This is a genomic window from Paenibacillus algorifonticola (genome assembly GCF_050481745.1).
GTDB lineage: Bacteria > Bacillota > Bacilli > Paenibacillales > Paenibacillaceae > Pristimantibacillus > Pristimantibacillus algorifonticola_A.
This window is the reverse complement of sequence record NZ_JBCNGR010000002.1, coordinates 123,952-142,370: the sequence shown is the minus strand read 5'-3', so window position 1 is coordinate 142,370 and position 18,419 is coordinate 123,952. Positions and strand designations below refer to the sequence as shown.

The 18,419-nt window shown below is 49.1% G+C and carries 16 protein-coding genes; 11 read left to right on the top strand and 5 right to left on the bottom strand.

The annotated features are described in order from the left end of the window. The first annotated feature begins 65 nt into the window (after window positions 1-65). Together ABEW34_RS00925 and ABEW34_RS00920 are read left to right on the top strand one after the other, a co-directional pair. Window positions 66-1,241 carry an exonuclease SbcCD subunit D gene (locus ABEW34_RS00925; RefSeq protein ID WP_430154044.1) on the top strand — a complete coding sequence of 392 codons (1,176 nt, stop codon included), beginning with the start codon at window positions 66-68 and terminating at the stop codon, window positions 1,239-1,241. Next, window positions 1,238-4,330 carry an AAA family ATPase gene (locus ABEW34_RS00920; protein ID WP_430154042.1) on the top strand — a complete coding sequence of 1,031 codons (3,093 nt, stop codon included), beginning with the start codon at window positions 1,238-1,240 and terminating at the stop codon, window positions 4,328-4,330. The genes ABEW34_RS00925 and ABEW34_RS00920 overlap by 4 nt, the downstream gene beginning before the upstream one ends. Before the next feature lie 55 nt (window positions 4,331-4,385). Here the strand turns inward: ABEW34_RS00920 and ABEW34_RS00915 are convergent, their stop codons facing one another. Beyond that, a complete protein-coding gene (locus ABEW34_RS00915) occupies window positions 4,386-4,925 on the bottom strand; it encodes a hypothetical protein (protein WP_430154040.1) in 540 nt (179 codons plus the stop codon). A gap of 85 nt (window positions 4,926-5,010) precedes the next feature. Here ABEW34_RS00915 and ABEW34_RS00910 point away from each other — a divergent pair, with 85 nt between their 5' ends. Both ABEW34_RS00910 and ABEW34_RS00905 read left to right on the top strand, forming a co-directional pair. Beyond that, window positions 5,011-5,397, top strand: coding sequence for a DUF423 domain-containing protein (locus ABEW34_RS00910; protein WP_430154038.1), 387 nt, complete (start codon window positions 5,011-5,013; stop codon window positions 5,395-5,397). Window positions 5,398-5,672: 275 nt separating this feature from the next. Then, window positions 5,673-7,400 (top strand): putative bifunctional diguanylate cyclase/phosphodiesterase, encoded by a 1,728-nt coding sequence (locus ABEW34_RS00905; protein ID WP_430154126.1) that lies wholly within the window; start codon window positions 5,673-5,675, stop codon window positions 7,398-7,400. A gap of 77 nt (window positions 7,401-7,477) precedes the next feature. On the opposite strand, the gene ABEW34_RS00900 is transcribed toward ABEW34_RS00905, so the two are convergent. After that, complete coding sequence (locus ABEW34_RS00900; RefSeq protein WP_430154036.1) at window positions 7,478-8,038, bottom strand: hypothetical protein; 561 nt, start codon at window positions 8,036-8,038, stop codon at window positions 7,478-7,480. A 174-nt stretch (window positions 8,039-8,212) separates the two neighbouring features. On the opposite strand from ABEW34_RS00900, the gene ABEW34_RS00895 reads away from it, so the two are divergent. Continuing rightward, window positions 8,213-8,518, top strand: coding sequence for a YunC family protein (locus ABEW34_RS00895; RefSeq protein ID WP_430154034.1), 306 nt, complete (start codon window positions 8,213-8,215; stop codon window positions 8,516-8,518). Window positions 8,519-8,578: 60 nt separating this feature from the next. On the opposite strand, the gene mtnA is transcribed toward ABEW34_RS00895, so the two are convergent. Both mtnA and mtnK read right to left on the bottom strand, forming a co-directional pair. Further along, window positions 8,579-9,634: an S-methyl-5-thioribose-1-phosphate isomerase gene (gene mtnA, locus ABEW34_RS00890; protein ID WP_430154032.1), complete on the bottom strand. Its 1,056-nt coding sequence runs from the start codon at window positions 9,632-9,634 to the stop codon at window positions 8,579-8,581. A gap of 39 nt (window positions 9,635-9,673) precedes the next feature. Further along, window positions 9,674-10,891 carry an S-methyl-5-thioribose kinase gene (gene mtnK / locus ABEW34_RS00885; RefSeq protein WP_430154124.1) on the bottom strand — a complete coding sequence of 406 codons (1,218 nt, stop codon included), beginning with the start codon at window positions 10,889-10,891 and terminating at the stop codon, window positions 9,674-9,676. A gap of 239 nt (window positions 10,892-11,130) precedes the next feature. Between mtnK and ABEW34_RS00880 the strand changes: the two genes are divergently transcribed. The 6 genes from ABEW34_RS00880 (at window position 11,131) to sufB (ending at window position 17,075) form a co-directional block, all read left to right on the top strand. Then, window positions 11,131-11,718 carry a DUF1802 family protein gene (locus ABEW34_RS00880; RefSeq protein WP_430154030.1) on the top strand — a complete coding sequence of 196 codons (588 nt, stop codon included), beginning with the start codon at window positions 11,131-11,133 and terminating at the stop codon, window positions 11,716-11,718. A 186-nt stretch (window positions 11,719-11,904) separates the two neighbouring features. Beyond that, window positions 11,905-12,684 carry a Fe-S cluster assembly ATPase SufC gene (sufC, locus tag ABEW34_RS00875; RefSeq protein WP_430154029.1) on the top strand — a complete coding sequence of 260 codons (780 nt, stop codon included), beginning with the start codon at window positions 11,905-11,907 and terminating at the stop codon, window positions 12,682-12,684. Between the two features lie 21 nt (window positions 12,685-12,705). Beyond that, window positions 12,706-14,013: a Fe-S cluster assembly protein SufD gene (gene sufD / locus ABEW34_RS00870; RefSeq protein WP_430154027.1), complete on the top strand. Its 1,308-nt coding sequence runs from the start codon at window positions 12,706-12,708 to the stop codon at window positions 14,011-14,013. Continuing rightward, window positions 14,010-15,236: a cysteine desulfurase gene (locus ABEW34_RS00865; RefSeq protein ID WP_430154025.1), complete on the top strand. Its 1,227-nt coding sequence runs from the start codon at window positions 14,010-14,012 to the stop codon at window positions 15,234-15,236. The genes sufD and ABEW34_RS00865 overlap by 4 nt, the downstream gene beginning before the upstream one ends. Further along, a complete protein-coding gene (gene sufU, locus ABEW34_RS00860; RefSeq protein ID WP_056039756.1) occupies window positions 15,223-15,648 on the top strand; it encodes a Fe-S cluster assembly sulfur transfer protein SufU in 426 nt (141 codons plus the stop codon). Before ABEW34_RS00865 ends, sufU begins: the two co-directional genes overlap by 14 nt. Window positions 15,649-15,677: 29 nt before the next feature. Continuing rightward, window positions 15,678-17,075, top strand: coding sequence for a Fe-S cluster assembly protein SufB (gene sufB, locus ABEW34_RS00855; RefSeq protein WP_056039758.1), 1,398 nt, complete (start codon window positions 15,678-15,680; stop codon window positions 17,073-17,075). 92 nt (window positions 17,076-17,167) lie between these two features. Here sufB and ABEW34_RS00850 read toward each other — a convergent pair whose 3' ends face one another. Continuing rightward, a complete protein-coding gene (locus tag ABEW34_RS00850; RefSeq protein ID WP_430154023.1) occupies window positions 17,168-18,223 on the bottom strand; it encodes an HD-GYP domain-containing protein in 1,056 nt (351 codons plus the stop codon). Window positions 18,224-18,419: the final 196 nt, after the last annotated feature.

The following is an 18,419-nucleotide window of genomic DNA, read 5'->3' as shown; positions in this document are numbered from 1 at the left end:
TATACTTAGAGGATAATCGTTGACGCTGCGTGAAGGTCAAGGGCAAGAAAGGATGTTACGCCATTATGAAATGGTTCCATACCGCAGACTGGCATTTAGGCAAGCTGGTTCAAGGTGTATATATGACAGAAGACCAGCGTTATGTGCTGGAGCAATTGATTGCCGATATTGAACGCGAACGCCCGGATGCCGTTATTATTGCTGGTGATTTGTATGACCGGGCCATTCCGCCCATTGAGGCAGTAGAGCTGCTCGATGAGGTGCTGCAGCATATCGTTATTAAGCTTGAAACGCCGGTACTTGCTGTGTCTGGCAATCACGACAGTCCGGATCGGATTGATTTTGGCACAGCGATGATGGCGAGCCGGGGGCTGCATATTGCGGGAAGAATGAAGCGGGAGCAGAAGCCTGTCATTCTCCGCGACGAGCACGGGGAGGTGCATTTTCACCTTGTGCCTTATGCCGATCCTGCATATGTGCGTTACGTGCTGGACGATGAGAGCATTCGTACGCATGATGATGCGATGAAAGCTTTGACGGATCGGCTGCGTGAACAGCTTGATCCTGCTGCGCGCCACGTTTTTGTCGGTCATGCCTTTGTTACGGCAACCGGCGAGGCGGAGCCGAATACGAGCGATTCGGAGCGGCCGCTGGCGATTGGCGGAGCGGAGCATGTGCGTGCCAGTTATTTTGCGCCATTTCATTATACGGCGCTCGGCCACCTGCATCAGGCGCATAATGTCAGCGACGATAAAATCAGATATGCGGGTTCGCCGCTTAAATATTCCGTTTCCGAGGAGCATCACGCCAAAGGCTATTATGTAGTGGAGATGGATGACAAAGGCGCGGTAGCTGTGGAAAAACGGTTATTCCAGCCGCTGCGCGATTTGCGCCGCGTTTCCGGAACAATGGAGGAAATTGAGCAGCATGCAATGAGCGGGGATTATGTATTTGTTACGCTGCTGAATGAAAATCCAGTGCTGTTTCCGATGGAGAAGGTACGGGCGATTTATCCGAATGCGCTTCATGTCGAGCGCAGGCCAGAAGCGGTGCTGCTTGCAGAAGCGGAGGCTTCCGCTGAAGGTGCTATCGAGGCGGCTGGCCGCCGCGAAGCTGATCCGGTAGCTTTATTTGCTTCCTTTTATCAGGAGGTCAAGGGCAGTCCGCTCAGCGAGAGTAAACGGCAGCGCTTCGCCGATGTGTTCGGGCGGCTGCTGGATGAAGAAGGAGGAGGCGCATGAGACCGCTCAAGCTTACGATGAACGCTTTTGGCCCGTATCGGGATGCGGAAACGATTGATTTTGCCCAGCTGGACGAGCATCGGCTGTTCGTTATTTCCGGCAGTACAGGAGCGGGTAAAACCTCGATTTTTGATGCGATTTGCTTTGCGCTTTATGGCGCGGCCAGCGGGGAGGACCGCTCGGAGGCACGCATGCTGCGGAGCCACTTTGCTGGAGATGATACGCATACGTCGGTTGAATTCCATTTTGCAGTTGCACAGCGGGAATACCAAGTATTTCGCCAGCTCCCGCATCGTAAAGGCTCAAACAAAAGCGAGACGGGCGGCAAGGCAGAGCTGTATGAGCTTGTTGATGAACAAGCTGTGCCGCTTGTCGACCGTTTTCAAGTTCGCGACGTTGATGCCAAGCTGGAATCGATCATTGGCCTTACGAAAGAGCAGTTTAATCAAATCGTGATGCTGCCGCAGGGAGAATTTCGCAAGCTGCTTACTTCAGATACCGATAATAAAGAAGAGATTTTGCGGCGGATTTTTCGTACGGAGCTGTATGAGAAGCTGGAGCTTAAGTTTCAGCAGCAAAACCGCGAGCTGAATGAAACGCTTAAGGAAGCGCGGCTGCGAAATGATATGTATATGAAGCAATCGGGCGATGCGCTTCCTCAGCGCGAGGGGAGCTTGCTGGCAGCGACGCTGAGCCAAGAGGTGTATAACGCGGCGCAATTGCTTGCTAGTTTGGAGCAGGAGGCTGCTTATTACGGCGAGCTGGTGCAGCAAGGCGATGTGCAGCGGCAGCAGATGGACGAGCAGCTGCATGCGCAGGAAGAGAGGCTGCGCGCCGCGCTCGCGCTGAACGCAAGGTTCGACGAGCTTGCGGCGGAGCGCAGCAAGCTGGAGCAGCTGGAGCTGGGCCGCGCCGCGCAGGAAGCAAAGGGGCGCGAGCTGCAATTGGCTGAGCGGGCAGCGCTGCTCACGCCTTATGAGGAGCAAGCGAGCCGCGCTGGCAAGGACGCGGAGGCGAAGCAGCAGGCCAGCGCGGCGAAGCAGCGCGAAGCCGAGGCGGCAAAGCAAGCGCTGGCCGCGGCTGAGCAGCGGCATGCGAGCGAGGAGCAGCGTGAGCCCGAGCGGCGGGAGGCGGAGCGTGAGCTGAGCCGGCTGGAGGAGCTGGCGCCAGCGGTGCAGCAGATTGGCGAGCAGCGACAGGCGGTGACGGAGCTGCGGGCACGGGCGAAGCAGGGCCAGGCGCAGCTCGAGCGCGAAGAAGTGGCTATTGCGGCGGAGAAGGAAGCGAAGCAGCTTAGCGCTTCGCGGCTGAAGCTCATGGAGAGCGATGGCGAGCAGCTGCAAGCAAAGCAGGAGCAGTTCAGGCGCGTTGAGCAGCAGGGGAAATATGTCTCCAAGCTGATCAAGCTGGAGCAGGAGCTGGCGGAGTTCAATCGGCTGGAAGCGAGCCAGGAACAGGCGCTTTCGACCGTTCGTGCCCGGCATGACGGGCTGGAGCAGCAATGGATTGAAGGCCAAGCAGGCTTGCTCGCCGCCCATTTGCATGACGGCAAGCCTTGCCCGGTATGCGGCAGCGTCGAGCATCCCGGCAAAATACAAACGGCCGCCGACGTTCCTTCTCGCGAGCAGCTCGCGCAGGCAAAAGAGCAGCTTGCTGCCTGCGAGCGCGAGCTGCATGCGTCAAGGCTGCAAGTAGCGGCAGCCCGTTCCGGCTGGGAAAGCAGCGCCGCCGAGCTTGCGGAATACGGCGCCTCTGCCGAGCATCTCGCCGAGCAGCAGGCTGACCTGCGCACGAAGTGGAAGCAGCTGAAGGACGAGACTGACAGGCTGCTTCAGCAAAATGAGGAAATGCGCCTGCTTAAAGAGCAGGCGGAGAAGCGGGAAGCGGAGCTGGAGCGGCTCATCCAGGATAAAGAACAGCGGCAAGCGGCATATCAGCAGGTGCAAATTGAGCTGGGGGCGAAGGAGTCGCTGCTCGCCCGAGAGCTGGAGCGCATTCCAGAGTCGCTTCGCGAGCCTGAACAATTGCAGCGGGCGCTGGCCGCCCAGCAGGTGAAAGTTCGCCAGCATGCAGATGCCTGGCAGGCTGCTGTCAAGCAATTACAGCAGACGCAGCTTAAGGAGACGGAAGCTTCCGTTCATGCGGTGCAGGCCCAAGGCCAATTTGAAGAAGCGCAGCGAAATAAGGAAGAAGCGCAGGAACGGCTCCTGAGCGAGCTGAAGGCAGCTGCATTTGATTCATTGGAGGCCTATCGCGCCGCCGCAAAAACGCCGCAGGAGCGGCAAGCGCTTAAGGAGCAGCTGGACGCGTATAAGTCTGCCGTTCAGGCATTGTCGAGCCGTGTAACAGATATGCAGCTGGAGCTGGCAGGAAAGCAGCCCGCGGATATGCAGCAGCTTCATGCAGCAGGAGCGGAGCTTAAGCAGCGGTTGGAGACGATTGTCGCTGCCCTGCAAACCGCTGCAAGGCATGGCGAGGAAGCTGCTCGTCTGATTCGTCAGCTCACTGCGACGAGCGAGCGCGTGAAGCAGCTTGAGGCGGAGCTGGAGCAGGTGCTCGATATTTATCAGATGCTTAAAGGCGACAATGCGCTTAAAATTTCCTTTGAACGTTATATATTGATGGAGTTCTTGGAGCAAATTTTGCAGGCAGCAAATGTGCGTCTGCAGCGGCTCTCGGGCGGGCAGTTTATGCTGCAGCGCAGCGACCGTTTGGAGGTCAGAGGGAAGCAAAGCGGCCTTGGACTGGACGTGTACGATGCCTATACAGGGCAAAACCGCGATGTAAAAACGATGTCCGGTGGGGAAAAATTTAATGCGTCTCTCTGCCTTGCCTTAGGCATGACCGATGTTATTCAGGCGCATCAAGGCGGAATTTCGATTGAAATGATGTTTATTGACGAAGGGTTTGGCTCATTGGATGAGGAGGCACTGAACAAGGCGATTGAGGCTTTGGTTGATTTGCAGCGCGCCGGCCGCATGATTGGCGTCATTTCACATGTACAGGAGCTTAAGCAGGCTTTTCCCGCCTGCCTTGAAGTTCATAAGACGAAGGAAGGCTACAGCCGCACGGCCGTAACGGTCCGTTAATAGAAAGAGGCAGGAAACAACACGTACGTTGTTTCCTGCCTATCCCGTCTGAATGTTAGTACCCGGATAATGCGCTTGCTCCAGCAGAGAATACAGCAATGGAAAAAATAAAAAAGACAACCGTGCCCATTACGCCAAGTCCGTTCAGGATAATGCCGATAACGGCAAATACTTTGCGGCGCTGCTTGGAGCAGGCGCCAATAATACCAAGAATCAGGCCGACAAACGTAATGCCGACGCTGAGAATAATCGCTATAATCGATGCCATAAAGGAGCCAGCGCCTCCCGTAATCAAATCTTCAAAGTAGGCAGGGTCTTCCATTAGGTATTCATTTCCTGTAGGAATGACACTAGCAATGGCTGCAAAAAACATGATGATGCTAATGACGCCTATTATAATAGATGCAATGGCCATGATGAAGGAAGCAATGCCAAGCCCCGAGTGCTTAAGCGGCTGGCTGGGCTGAAAAGGTGAGGGATCGGAAAATCCCGCCGATGGTGCAGACCCGTACGGATTATAATCCGGTGTCTGGGTATGGTCCGTATCCGATTTCGTAAATGATATCGGTGTGGAATTGTTTTTATTTTCTTCCATTAAAATATTCTCCTCCAGTATATGTAACTCATCTTAAAACACAATTACAGTAAATTATACTCAATTCTGAAAGGAATGAAAACGGATGTTCCAAAAATATTTCACAATCGGCGCTATTGGTGCCGCTCTTGCAGTCGCATTAGGAGCTTTTGGCGCTCATACTTTAAAGGAGATGCTGCCAGCTGATTTGCTCGCTATTTTCGAAACGGGCGTACGCTATCATATGTATCATTCGCTTGGCCTTATGCTGGTTGCTCTGCTTGCGGATCGCTTGGGCGAGAGCAAGTTGCTGCTGTCTGGAGCAAGGCTGCTGCTTGCGGGCATGATTATTTTCAGCGGCAGCCTTTACATCCTTGCTTTAAGCGATATTCGCGTGCTGGGAGCCATTACACCAATCGGCGGCGTAGCTTTTCTAGCGGGCTGGGTTTGCGTCATCGTCGCGACCCTCAAGTCGCGAAAAAAAGCCGTTTGATTTTGCATAATATTTCTATGCCGGAACGGTGGTTTCGATTATAATAAGGCTAACCTTATTGGATTCGAATGTAGGAAGGAAGTTAGTGCGTGACGAAACGAACGTTTGGTCGGCCTGATAGACCGCCACGTAACGCGCTTACACAATGGTTGTCCAAGTTGTGGATTCCGTGGCTGCAAGGTGGTTTGCTGCTCATTATCATAGGAGTGTGGGTGGCAGCGATAATAGTTTCAGCAATACCTTCGCTTTTCATTTGGCTGGCCTCTTGTTTGACTATGGTGATCCTGATAGGAAGCTTCGTCCTGATGGTCAGGCAGTCCAAGGCGGCGAATACACTCAGCTATCATAAACCAATGGTCGAGGCGCTGCTTCGCTCGGAAGCGGTCCCGCTCGCTATCATTGATCCACAGGGCATCATTATGGAATTAAATGAAGGCGCAGAGCGCACTTTTGGCTATGAACGCGCGGAGTTAATGGGAAATTGGCTGGCCTCTTTCGTAGATGCAGGCAGCCGGGATGCCTTACATACGATGCTGGAGCATTCGCTTACCGGTTGTCCAAAGCAGGGTAACATTCATATTATACACCGGTCAGGCTATCCGCTTGAGCTGCATCTCGTATGCGCCCCCATGGTGCAGGATGAGAAGGTCATCGGAACGCTGGTGGTCAGCCATGATTTGAGCGATCGCAAGCGAAATGTCGAACGGATTCGTTATATGGCCTATTACGATGATAGAACGGGATTGCCGAATCGGACGCTTTTTCAAATGAGACTGAATGAGAGCCTTGCTTTCGCCCACGATCATAACCAGCTTGTGGGGCTGTGTTATATGGATTTGGACCGTTTTAAACTTGTCAACGCCTCCTTCGGCCGCGAATTTGGCGATATGCTGCTCATGCAGGTGGCGGAGCGCTTTACCAGTGTGATGTCCGAGCAGGATTTTGCCGCCAGGATGGAAGGCGATGAGTTCGCTCTGCTGTTTAAGGATTTAGAATCGGAGGAGCAGCTGTTGAGCCGCGCCCGCATGGTGCTGCAGGCGATTGAAGAGCCTTTCGAGCTTAAAGGCTTCCCGATCCAAATTACAGCGAGCATAGGTGCGGTCACGAACCGTCTGGGGGAAGACGATGATTACGCGCTGCTTAATAAAGCGGATATGGCGTTAATGAAGGTGAAGCAGAATGGACGAAACGATGCGCTGCTTTATTCCGAAAGCTGGAGCAATTATTCGTTTGAGCATTTGTCGATGCAGCATGAAATGTATCGGGCTATTCAGCGCAAGGAGTTCATTTTATATTATCAGCCGCAATATGATATGATTTCTGGCGGGATGATCGGCGTTGAGGCGCTGGTGCGCTGGAAGCATCCGATCCGGGGAATGATCCCTCCGGGCGATTTTATTCCTTTGGCTGAGGAGAGCGGCATGATTGTGCAAATTGGCGATTGGGTGCTGGAAGAGGCTTGCCGCCAAAATAAATGCTGGCAGGAGTCAGGCTTGCCGCCGATGCCTGTATCGGTCAACCTCTCTATTAGGCAGTTCGTCCAGCATGATTTGGCTAGCAAGGTGGCAGACGTTCTGAATCGTACCGGACTAGATTCGCAATATTTGGATTTGGAAATTACGGAATCGATGACGATGGATGTGAACCATGTATCGCGCTGCCTGCTGGATTTGACGGCGCTTGGCGTTGGCATAAGCATTGATGATTTTGGCACAGGCTACAGCTCCTTTCATTATTTGAAAAACTTCCCGATCGACCGGCTTAAAATCGATCGTTCCTTCGTTCGCGACATCCAACAGGATCCAAGCGATGCGGAAATTGTAGCAGCTATTATTGCTATGGCACATAATCTTAACATCCAGGTTATTGCAGAAGGTGTGGAGACACAAGAGCAAATTGAATTTTTGCGCAAGCACAACTGCGACGAAATGCAGGGATATTTCTGGAGTGCGCCGGTCCCAAGCGACAATATTGAGCAAATGCTGGGCGGCTATTACATGTAGAAAAAAGGTCTGTTTGAATGGCTGGGAACACTTCCAGCTCATTCAAACGGACCTTTTCAATTTGTGCTGCCGCATAATCAGGATATATAGTCTTCAATTTCATTAAGCTTGAATGTGTAGACTTGCTTCTCATCCACGTGATAGACCGTAATCATATTCGTTGTATCATCCACATTTAGAATACGGCATGGAATGCTGAGCGTAATGCCAAGCCCCTTATTTACAATAAGGCGAATGAGCTTATTGCTTTTCATAAAACCGCGAATGTCCGCAAATCCGTCATAGGGATCAGAGAGTGAAGGTTCAACAACCTTAGGCTTAGCTGCTTTAACAGACGGTACGTCATTGTCTTTGGCAGACGGTGCAGACTTGCCATTTACTGCAGATTTATTGCTTTGTGTTTGTTTTTCATTTTGCGTTGACCCTTTAAAATCGATATCCATAGGAACTTGAACAGCAGCATCAGCTTTGCGTTGATCGATAACTTGTCCCAGCTGAACACCTGATAAAATCCGATAATCCACAAATCCGCCAGCATTTAAGGCATGAATGACCTGCTCCAAGGCAGCAGCGTTGCTAACGTTTTCTACTAGCAATTCTACTTGGAGTACGTATGACTGTTTTTGTGTGTTCTGCATCTGTTCTATAGTTCCTCCGACCTAATGTTAATTTTTGCATAATTACTATACCATTAATCTCAATAGATATATAGTGCTAAAATTTGCTAACCGTCCAATTCGACAAAAACTTTTTTGCATATAATGCTTTGGCAGCTTTGGCAGCTAATTGATGGCAAAGGAGGTGAGCGTAAAATGATGCGAATGGTTCCTGCCACACTGCAAAATGGGCTGACCGTGCTTGGAATTGAGGTCAAGCTTCCTAAAACGACATTGCTTGCCTGGTCGACGGATAAAGGGTATATCATGTGTGGTGCGCTTGATGTTGGCCTGCTTAACGAACGGTTGCAAAATCGGGGGATTATCGCCGGGAGAGCCGTTGGTGTACGCACATTAGAGGAACTTCTTGTTGCGCCTCTGGAATCGGTTACAACAACTGCGGAAACGATGGGGATTCATGTCGGGATGAAGGGGACAGATGCCCTTTCCTTAATGGCATAATACGAAGAGCCTCTACCCTTATCTTCTGGAAAGATGGGACAGAGGCTCTTGATTTATGTTTTATTCGTTAAAAAGCTTTTTGAGATTGACATCATAAGGTGCTTGGACGATGCCCTTTTCCGTAATAATCGCTGTTACATATTCATTCGGTGTAATATCGAAGGCCGGGTTGTACACTTTCACACCTTGCGGCGCTGTACGTTTGCCAAACCCTTCGGTGATTTCCTCGGCACTGCGCTCCTCAATTGGAATTTCCGCGCCAGTCGGCGTATTGAGGTCGATTGTGGACAAGGGGCAGGCTACATATACGGGAATGCCGTGAGCCTTGGCAAGAACGGCAACGCTGTAAGTGCCGATTTTGTTGGCCACATCTCCATTAGCGGCTACGCGGTCAGTCCCAACAATGACAGCCTGAATCCAGCCTTTGGACATGACCATGCCCGCCATATTATCGCAAATCAGCGTGACATCGACGCCAGCCTGCTGCAGTTCAAAAGCGGTTAGCCTGGCGCCTTGCAGGACAGGACGCGTCTCATCGGCGAATACACGGAGCGACATGCCGCGCTCAAGCGCAAGATAAAATGGCGCCAGCGCGGTACCGTATTTAGCAGTTGCAAGTCCGCCAGCATTGCAGTGCGTGAGCACGCCCATGCCATCTTCAAACAACGTTAGCGCATGCTCGCCGATTAAACGGTTGGTCTCTTCATCTTCACTGTGAATCGCCAGCGCTTCATTAAGCAAAGCCTGCTTCAATTCATCAAGCGATAAATCGGCTACAGCAAGCTGCTCCGCACGAGCTTTCATTCGATCAAGAGCCCAGAACAAATTGACAGCGGTTGGTCTGGAGGTTGCCAAATATTCGGCCTGATTGAGCACTTCCTCAAGCCAGCGCTTAGGCGTCGTTTCATTTCGGCTGCCTAGCACGACGCCGTATGCAGCGGAAATGCCGATTGCTGGAGCGCCTCTCACTTTCAAATGGCGGATCGCTTCCCATACGTCCTCTGAAGTAATAAGCGGCAAATATACGATTTCTTCAGGTAAAAGCCGTTGATCCAGCAAATCCAGACGGTCTTCCGACCAAATCAAGGATTGCAAGGGGGCATTCTGGCTAGTCATTATGCAAATTCCTTTCTTTTCGAAACATGGGGATTTATTTTAACCGTGTTTTGCCGTTGCAGACAAAACAATATCTATCGCTTGCTCTATCGAAATCGCCTGACGGTTCAGGTGAATGAGCGAGGTGCCGATTTCGAGTGCCAAGCGCTGTGCTTTCTCGCGCTCCGCAGCATCCTCAATACGGTCGATGTCAGCAACGTGGGCAAGGCCTACAATGCGCCGTACCATTTTGCAGCCAGCAAAGCCGATCGAGTCTTGAAGCAGCTTGTTCATGTAATATTGCTTGTAGCCTGGTGCGCTTGAGGCTAGGCGATCCACGTTGTGCTCGTCCCACAAAGCGCCAAATTTGTTTTCAAATTTGGTCCAAATTTCGCGTACGCTGCCGAGCAGGTAGCTGCGGAAATCGGTCAGCTTTGCCTCGTCTTTAATCCAGTGGGCTTGTCCGGCGTAATTGAGCAGCAGGTTGGCAATAACCGCCCCTACATCAAAGCCCATAGGGCCATAATAAGCAAACTCAGGATCGATCACTTTCGTCGATTGTGCGGTAACAAATACGCTGCCGGTATGAAGATCACCGTGGAGAAGCGCCTGGGCATTCGTCAAAAACTTGTAGCGCAAAATAGCGACTTCAAGATGAAGGGCATCATCATGGCGAAGAGCTTCAGCAGCATCGGCAATCGCTGCTTCAAAGTTATTGTTTGGCGAATCTGTATACGGATCATCAAAAATCAAATCTTCGGTTATTTTGCACAAATCCGGGTTAATAAATGCTTTGACGCGTTCTTTCTTATCCTGCTGGTTCATGCCCAGATCAGAAGTAAAAAAGAGTGTATTCGCCATGAATGTGGAAATGTCCTCAGCGAATTTTGGATACTGGTTGCCGTCCACGAGGCCTTGGCGCATAATCACATGATCGCTGAGATCTTCCATTACCGTGAGGGCAAGCTCCGCATCATATTGATATACGGTTGGCACAAGTCCCGGAGCCAGCTCATTTTGCAAAATCAGCGCTTCGCTTTCAATGCGTGCCCGGTCAAGCGTAAGCGGCCAAGATTCTCCGACAACTTTAGCGTAAGGGAGTGCTTGTTTGACAATTAGCCCTTTACCGCTAGCTGGATCGGTAATGTGGAAGACCAAGTTCAAATTGCCATCGCCGATCTCACGGGAGGCAAGCTTAGCTTCCGCAGGAAAAAAGTCAGGAATAGAGCGTGAAAATTCAATTGCTTCTTGCTCGGTTAAAGGATGATAAGCAGACAGTTTGTCCACCTCCGACTGTATTTTTCAAAATATAAACATTTAAGCTTAGTATATCGAATATTATTTCGACTTGGAATACCTACAAATGATAACAAATGATATAATGTTACGTAAAGTAGGCAAGGTATTTGTCCGCTAGGGAGCTGCGAGGAAATTAGCGGTGCTTTATTTCGTCGCAGTCTTAAAGCTCAAATGGCAACGAAGGTCTTGGCGGATCTGCTGGAGTGGAGGAATTTGGCATGAATAACAGCATGACGCGGGAGCCGGTCGCTCTGAAGGAGTGGGCTGTAACCGTTAACGCATTGCGTGATGGCGAGCTTATTATGGTTTTGCGCAAAGGCGGAATTGAAGAGGAAACACGTGATTTTCAATTGGTTAGCAAAGGCTTCTACTTAATGCCTGCATTTGAGCATCAGAAGGAGCATTTGCTTAAGGCGGCATATCAGGGCCGAATCGAAAGCATAATGAAAGGCTGGTCGCCGGATATGGACAGCATTACGCTTGGCGCCTATGCGGAGGCCGTTCATGATATCGAGATCAACGATCAGGAAACGCTTGATCGGCTGCGGGAGTTTCACATTTGGACGGATAAATTTTCCGAAGAAAGGCTAAAATGGAAGCGGACGAAGCCGTTGCATTTACTGCTGCTGCGTGTGTACCGTCTCGCAACTCCTGCTGTGCTTGAGATGCTGCCTGCCTATAGCGGCTGCAAATCTTGGGTAAAGCTTGAAAGTGATCTAGCAGAGGCAGCAATGGTTCCCGTTCTATCCAATGAGGAATTCGCGTTGAAAGTTGCCCAAATTCAAGCTGCGCTGAATCAGGAATAGAGATTAAGCCCGATTTATGGCGGTTTCTTGTAGATTGAACGGTCTCGGCGTTGCTTTATAACAAAACTTATAATAAAATGATTATTGAGAAGACATTGAGAATTATATTGAATCACATTATAATGGAAGCATTTTTGATTATAGGTGATTAGGTAAATAGACCAACCATGGAGGGATCAGCATATTATGGCAACGCATTTTGTCATTGATGGCCTGAAAGCGGCTATCGAAGGAAAAGAGATTTTGAAAGGCATTAACCTTGAAATCAAAGGCGGAGAAATCCACGCGATTATGGGACCAAACGGTACTGGTAAAAGTACGCTTGCTTCCGCTCTAATGGGCCACCCGAAATATGAAGTGACAGAAGGCAGCGCATTATTGGATGGAGAAGACCTGCTTGAAATGGATGTAGATGAGAGAGCACGCGCAGGCCTGTTCCTTGCTATGCAATATCCGAGCGAAATTCCTGGCGTAACGAACTCCGATTTCTTGCGCAGTGCGATCAATGCTCGTCGTGAGGAAGGCAGCGAGATTTCCCTCATTAAATTCATTCGCCAAATGGAAGGCAAAATGAAAGCTTTGGAAATGAACCCTGAGTTCGCACATCGTTACCTGAACGAAGGCTTTTCCGGCGGTGAGAAGAAGCGTAACGAAATTTTGCAAATGACGCTGCTTGATCCGAAAATCGTTGTTCTTGACGAGATTGACTCAGGTCTTGACATCGATGCCCTGAAAATCGTATCCAAAGGCGTTAACGAAATGCGCTCCGAAGATCGCGGTTTCCTTATCATTACTCACTATCAGCGTTTGCTGAACTATATTACACCTGATTTTGTACACGTTATGATGCAAGGCCGCATTGTGAAATCCGGTGGTCCGGAACTTGCTGAGCGTTTGGAAAATGAAGGTTATGACTGGGTTAAAGAAGAACTGGGCATCGTGGACGAAACGGTTGGCCAGGCCTAAGCGGAGAAAGGGGTATAACGGATGAGTACACAACTATCGACTCCGACGGACCGCCAATCTGCAGAAGCTTTGTCCCGTAGCAAAAACGAGCCTAATTGGCTGGTAGATTTGCGCGGCGAAGCGGCTGAGCTTGCTGGTACATTAGAATGGCCAAAGCCGGAGAAAGTCAAAATTGAACGCTGGAACCTGACAGCTGTAGGCAGCTACGATCAGGCAGCTCCAGCAAATGCATTAACCGATTTGCCAGAAGTTGTACGTGAATTGGTTGCTGAAGGAACTGAAAACCTCGTTATTCAGCAAAATTCGAGTCCGGTATGGACGCAGCTATCTGCTGAACTGGCAGCGAAAGGCGTCATCTTTACCGATTTGGAGACAGCTTGCAAGGAGCATGGCGATCTTGTTAAGCCGTACCTGTTCCAAGCTGTTGCCAAAGATGAAGACAAATTAACAGCTTTGCATGCTGCATTGTGGAATGGCGGCGTTTTCGTATACGTTCCTCGCAATGTAGAGGTGGAAATTCCACTGCAAGCTATTCTATTTAATACAAAAGCAGAGGCTTCCTTTGCACCGCATATTGTAATCATAGCGGAAAGCAACAGCCGCGTTACGTATGTCGATTATGTCGTTACTGAACCAGGTGCTGTAACAGAGCCTTTCGTTTACCACTCGGTAGTCGAAGTTTATGTAAAAGCAGGCGCTCACGTTCGCTTTGGCTCCGTCCATCATCTGGGCGGCAGCGGAGTGGATCTCACAGTTCGCCGCGCTATTATCGAAAATGATGGCGTGATGGAATGGGTACTCGGCGATTTGAGCGATGGCAACACACTTTCGGACACGAAGTCCGTGCTGAAAGGCAACGGATCGCAATCGGACGCTAAAGTGATCAGCATCGGCAAAAACGCTCAGCAAATGAGCTTGACGACGCAGGCTGTACATTTTGGCCTTCGCTCAGACAGCAACATGGTTACGCGTGCAGTGATGAAGGATTCGGCTTCGGCGATTATTAACGGCATCACTAAAATCGAGAAGGGCGCTACGAAAGCTAATGGCGTTCAAACCGAAAAAGTGTTGATGCTGAGCCCGAAAGCACGCGGTGACGCGAATCCGATTTTGCTAATTGATGAAGATGATGTTACTGCAGGCCATGCAGCGAGCGTTGGGCAGGTTAACCCTGAGCAGGTTTACTATCTAATGTCCCGCGGTATTAGCAAGCAGAATGCGGAACGCCTTGTAATCTACGGCTTCCTTGCTCCTGTTGTTTCTGAAATTCCGATTGATGCGGTACGCGAACAGCTTGAGAAATTGCTCGTGCGGAAGCTCGAAGGATGAATATAGCAGCAATTCGGGAGCAGTTCCCGATTCTGCATCAAGAGATAAACGGACATCCGCTCGTTTATCTGGACAGCGCGGCATCTTCCCAGAAGCCGCGCTCCGTCATTGATGCGATTAATCGCTATTACGAGAAGGACCACTCCAATGTGCATAGAGGCGTTCATACGCTTGGTTCGCGGGCGACTGACGCTTATGAGGGTGCAAGGGAGAAAGTGGCTTCTTTTCTGAATGCGGCACTGCCGGAAGAAATTATTTTTACGCGGGGTACGACAACCGCGCTGAATCTGGTTGCTTCAAGCTATGCCAGAAATGCATGTAAACCTGGCGATGAGATCGTTATTACGCAAATGGAGCATCACAGCAATCTCATCCCATGGCAGCAGGTTGCGAAAGCAACCGGCGCGACATTGAAATATATTCCGCTTCAGCCAGATGGTTCATTCACGCTAGCTGATGCTGAGTTGACGATTACAGCGAATACGAAGGTCGTTGCGATGACTTATGTATCGAATGTGCTGGGTATCGTCAATCCCGTTAAGGAAGTTGCAGCTATTGCACATCGCAACGGCGCCGTAATGGTCGTTGATGGCGCACAAAGCACGCCGCATATGCGTGTTGACGTTCGTGATTTGGATTGTGATTTTTATGCTTTCTCGGGCCATAAAATGTGCGGCCCGACGGGAATTGGCGCCTTGTATGGCAAGAAGGCGCTGCTCTCGAAGATGGAGCCGATTGAATTCGGCGGAGAAATGATCGACTATGTCGACTTGTATGAGTCAACATGGAAGGACATTCCGTACCGCTTCGAAGGCGGGACGCCGATTATTGCGAACGCCGTCGGGCTGGGCGCAGCAATCGATTTTCTGCAAGAGATTGGCATGGATGAGATTGACAAGCACCAGCGTCAACTGGCGGCATATGCTTATGACCGATTGTCAGAGCTTGAAGGGGTTACGATTTATGGCCCTAAGGCAGATCGTGCGGGCCTTGTTACGTTCAATCTGGGCGACGTGCATCCACATGATGTGGCGACAGTTCTTGATTCGGAGGGCATTGCCGTTCGAGCTGGTCATCATTGCTGCCAGCCGCTTATGCGTTTTCTGAACGTTTCTTCGACAGCAAGAGCAAGCTTTTATTTATATAATACCGAGCAGGACGTTGATCAGCTTATAGCTGGACTGCTCAAAACAAAGGAGTTCTTCGGTCATGCAATTGGATGATTTATACCGTAGAGTCATCATGGATCACTATAAAAATCCACGCAACCATGGAACATTGGAAGCCGATGCCGTCACGATTAAACTGAACAACCCAACCTGCGGCGACAGCATTGCGCTCCAGCTTCAAGTGGAGAATGGTCTAGTAACGGACGCGAAGTTTAGCGGAGAAGGCTGCTCGATCAGCCTGAGCTCTGCCTCCATGATGACGGAAGTCGTTAAAGGCAAAACATTCGATCAGGCACTGGAGCTAGCGGATAAATTTTCTGCGCTAATGAAAGGCGAACCAGTCGAATTTGAAGATTATGAGGACATTGAGGCGCTGTCTGGAGTTAACAAGTTTCCAGCCCGTATCAAATGTGCTACCCTTTCGTGGAACGCTTTGCGCAAAGGTATTGAACAACAGCACGAGTAACATCATTATGAAAGAGGAGAGTGAATACGATGGCTAAAACAATGCCGGAAATGGAAGAGTATAAGTATGGTTTCCGCGATGAGCATAAGTCGATTTTCCAATCAGGAAAAGGCTTGACGCCTGAAATCGTTCGCACTATTTCGGAAATGAAAGGCGAGCCGGAATGGATGCTCGATTTTCGTCTGAAATCACTGGAGCAGTTCAACAAAATGCCAATGCCTAATTGGGGCGGCAATATGGATGATCTGGATTTCAATGATATTCAGTATTATGTTAAACCTTCTGAGAAGCAAGGCAAGACGTGGGAAGAGGTTCCTGCTGAAATTAAAGAAACGTTCGACAAGCTCGGTATTCCTGAAGCGGAACAAAAGTTTCTTGCTGGTGTATCCGCACAGTATGAATCCGAGGTTGTTTATCACAGCATGCAAGAGGATCTGGAAAAGCAAGGCGTATTGTTCACTGATATGGATACGGCGCTTCGTGAACATCCTGAAATCGTGCGTGAATATTTCAGCACAATCATCCCACCTAATGATAATAAATTCGCTGCTTTGAATAGTGCAGTTTGGTCCGGTGGCAGCTTTATTTACGTACCAAAAGGCGTGAAATGTGAAATTCCGCTGCAAGCCTATTTCCGGATTAACTCCGAAAACATGGGACAATTTGAGCGTACGCTTATCGTTGCTGACGAAGATAGCTTCGTTCACTACGTTGAAGGCTGTACAGCTCCAGTTTACAGCACAAACTCGCTGCACAGCGCAGTCGTTGAAATCTTGGTTAAGAAAAATGCCCGCGTTCGTTATACGACGATTCAAAACTGGGCACCAAACATTTTCAACCTCGTTACAAAACGTGCAGTTGCTGATGAAAACGCGACAATGGAATGGGTAGATGGCAACATCGGTTCCAAATTGACGATGAAATATCCGGCTGTTGTGCTTCGTGGCCGCGGTGCGAAAGGTATGGTATTATCGATCGCAGTTGCCGGTAAAAACCAACACCAGGATGCAGGCGCGAAAATGATTCATCTTGCACCAGATACGACGTCGACGATTGTTTCCAAGTCGATCAGTAAGCATGGCGGTAAAGTAACGTACCGCGGTCTTGCTTCATTCGGTCGTAATTCGGATGGCGCGAAATCTAACATTAAATGTGATACATTGATTTTGGATAATGAATCCACTTCGGATACAATTCCATACAATGAGATCATGAATGATAACATTACTTTGGAGCATGAAGCTACAGTATCCAAAGTTTCCGAGGATCAATTGTTCTATCTGATGAGCCGTGGCTTGTCGGAAGCGGAAGCAACACAAATGATCGTTATGGGCTTTATTGAGCCATTCACGAAAGAGCTGCCGATGGAATATGCGGTAGAAATGAACCGTCTTATCAAGTTTGAGATGGAAGGTTCAATCGGTTAAGCATACAGGCTTGATGATTTAGATGAATAAACGACAAAAATGCCTGTTCCCTCACTGGTTGCTTTCAATCAGCTAAGGGAACAGGCATTTTGTTATACGAAAATTTCTTTGATTTTGAGATGGCGTTCAACAGTCAAATCTATAAATTCATGATTAATTTGCAGCAGGGGCCTGAAAAATTCGGTTGGATGAGTCATAACGATAATACCTGTCTCACCAGTTTCCAAATAAGCTTTTTTTCCAATGAAGTTGGGGATCATATGCTTTATGAATGTATGTGTAATATGTGGATCCAGTTCTCTAAAGCTCAGTTTGTATAGTTCCTTCAATACATAAAATAAATCGCGTTTTTTCTGATAAACCCGTTCGGAAATCATAGCACTGTAAATATCGACAACTGAAATAAGCTTAGAAACAGGCTCAATTTGGTCGCCATTAAGACCTTTCGGATAACCGCTGCCGTCATTACGCTCATGATGCTCCAACGCACTTAAGGCTATGTAGCGTTCATCAAAGGATTTTTTTATAATGTCATAGCCATATATCGTATGGTTTTTGATTTCATCGAACTCTTCCTTTGTAAGCTTGCCGGGCTTGTTAAGAATGGTTTCAGGAATTTGACTTTTTCCGATATCATGAAGGAATCCGGCTTTACCAATTTGCACCGATTTTTTTACGGAGTAGCCGAGCCAGGTAGCCAGATAATAGGCCAGCATGCCCACTTGTACGGAGTGTTGGTACGTGTAGTCGTCTTTGGTGTTAAGCAGCAGCAGCATAGATACGACGTCTCGCTCCATGTTAAGATGCTTAATCAGTGGCAGGAAGGCATCCTCGACTTCTTGCTCATCAATGGTCTGGTCCTCGCTTGCTTTGGCAAAAAGATTATGAAAGCCTTGAATCGCATTATCATAATCCGGTTGAACAGAAGGAAGCCACTTGGGACTAACGGTTTGCTCCAATGTGCGATTCGGTAAATTAACAATAGGGACAGATTCGACTTCAACATAATCGATTTGATGTTGAAGCAGCTTTGATATTTCTTTATTTTCCAGCAAGGTGCCTTTAGAAAGCACATGCAGACCGTATCCATTAAAGGTATCTTTTAATAAACGGTCTCCCGTTTTTAAATCAGTTACGTGAACCTTCATCGCTGCACCTCTATTGAATAGTTGATCACTTAAGTAGTATAGTAGCAATGATTTGAGGGTATGGCAATATGAGGAACTTTAATTTGAGTCTAAATACCCACTAATTTCGACAAAAAACGCTCTTTTTTTATCTTGATAATGTTTAGAGTAGTCTTAAGACCTATTTTTCGCGCTTTTGATGGGAATATTTGATAAG